Source organism: Streptomyces sp. UH6 (assembly GCF_013421635.1).
Classification (GTDB): Bacteria; Actinomycetota; Actinomycetes; order Streptomycetales; family Streptomycetaceae; genus Streptomyces; species Streptomyces abyssomicinicus.
Map to the genome: position 1 here is coordinate 1 of NZ_JACADT010001152.1, position 1,645 is coordinate 1,645.

Annotated in this window: 1 protein-coding gene and 1 pseudogene; one reads left to right on the top strand and one right to left on the bottom strand. The window is 75.7% G+C overall.

Annotated features, from left to right (window positions below):
- Window positions 1–102 precede the first annotated feature (102 nt).
- A complete protein-coding gene (locus tag HW445_RS30130) occupies window positions 103–1,137 on the top strand; it encodes a lactonase family protein (RefSeq protein WP_180223977.1) in 1,035 nt (344 codons plus the stop codon).
- Window positions 1,138–1,289: 152 nt separating this feature from the next.
- On the opposite strand, the pseudogene HW445_RS30135 reads toward HW445_RS30130, so the two are convergent.
- Window positions 1,290–1,645, bottom strand: a pseudogene (locus HW445_RS30135) (hypothetical protein); the annotation flags it as partial.

The window sequence follows — 1,645 nt, forward strand, 5'->3', positions numbered from 1 at the left end:
TTGCCGCGCTTGGTCTAGGCCAATTGCCGCCGGCTGCTACCGTCGCCGTGGACCGGCAGGCGGCACGGCGGCGAGAGGGGATCAGCGGTGACGGACCCGGCGGTGACGGGCGGCGCGACACGACGGCCCAGGGCGTACATCGGTTCCTTCACGGCGGCCGGCGGTCCCGGCCTGGTCACCGCCGACCGGGACCCGGCGACCGGCGAACTCGCCCTCACCGGCGCCTCGGCCGACCTGCCCGACCCCTCCTACCTGGCCCTCTCCGCCGACGGTGACGTCCTCTACGCGGTGAGCGAGGCCCCCCGCGGCGCGGTCGCCGCCTACCGGGTCACCGGGGACCGTCCCGTCCTCCTCGGCCCGCCGGTGCCGGTCGGCGGCAGCGGCCCCACCCACCTGAGCCTCTTCGCCGGACGGGTACTCACCGCCAACTACAGTTCCGGCAGCGTCTCCGCCCTGCGGATCCGCCCCGACGGGGCCCTGCACCGGGCGCCCGCCGCCGTGCTCGTCCACAGCGGGTCAGGACCCTCCGTCCCGCGCCAGCAGGGCCCGCACGCCCACCAGGTCCAGGCCGACCCCGGCGGGCGCTGGGCGGTCAGCGTCGACCTGGGCACCGACTCGGTGCGGGTCTGCGCCGTCGAGGAGGACGGGCTGCGGCTGCACCGGGAGGTCAAGCTGCGCCCCGGATCGGGACCCCGCCACCTGGCGTTCCATCCCGACGGCGACCGTGCCTACGTGCTCAACGAACTGACCCCCACCGTCACCGTGTGCCGCTGGAAGACCTCCGAGGGCCTGCTGGAGCCGCTCTGCGAGCTCGGGGTGCTGGAGGGGGCCGCCGAGGGCGACGCGTACCCCTCGGGCGTCGTGGCGTCCGACGACGGGCGTTTCGTCTGGACCGCCACCCGCGGGGCCGACCTGATCTCGGTGTTCGCCGTCGACGGCGAGACCCTCCGGCTGCGCGGAACCGTCTCCTGCGGCGGACACTGGCCCCGTGCGCTCACCGCCCGCGGGCGGTTCCTCTACGTGGCCAACGAGCGCTCGGGCGACGTCACCTGGTTCACGGCCGATCCGGTCACCGGACTGCCCGAACGCCGGGGGTCGGTCCGGGTCGCCGCTGCCTCCTGCGTGGTCCTCGGCTGACGCCGGCCGCCACCGCGTCTTCCGCGGCGCCCGCCACCGCGTCGGTCACGGCGAACGGCCGTGGTCCCCGGCCCCGGATCACGTCGGATCGGGAGACGGGGCCCACGGCCGTCCACATGCTGTCGACCACAGGTATCCGCAGGACCGGGGTCTCAGCGGACGGGCATGCCCTGTGGCTGCTGGGGCGCGATGCCCAGCGCGGTCGTGTACTTGGCGAGCGCCAGCTTGCCGACGGCCGGGTAGGCGCCGAGCGGCTCGGACGCGGGGCAGCCCGCCTCCTGCGCGGCGGCCTCCAGCAGCTCCGGCTCGACCTCCGGGCCGATCAGGTACGGGGCGAGCGCCAGCTGCTGCGAACCGGCGGAACGCAGCTGGTCGGTGACCGAGGCGAGCGAGCCCTCCTGGTCCAGCGCCGCCGCCATCACCGGCACGGCGAGCCGCGCCGCCAGCAGCATGCCGGTGATACCGGCCGCCTGCACGGCCTCGTCGCCACCCACGGTGGCCAGCACGA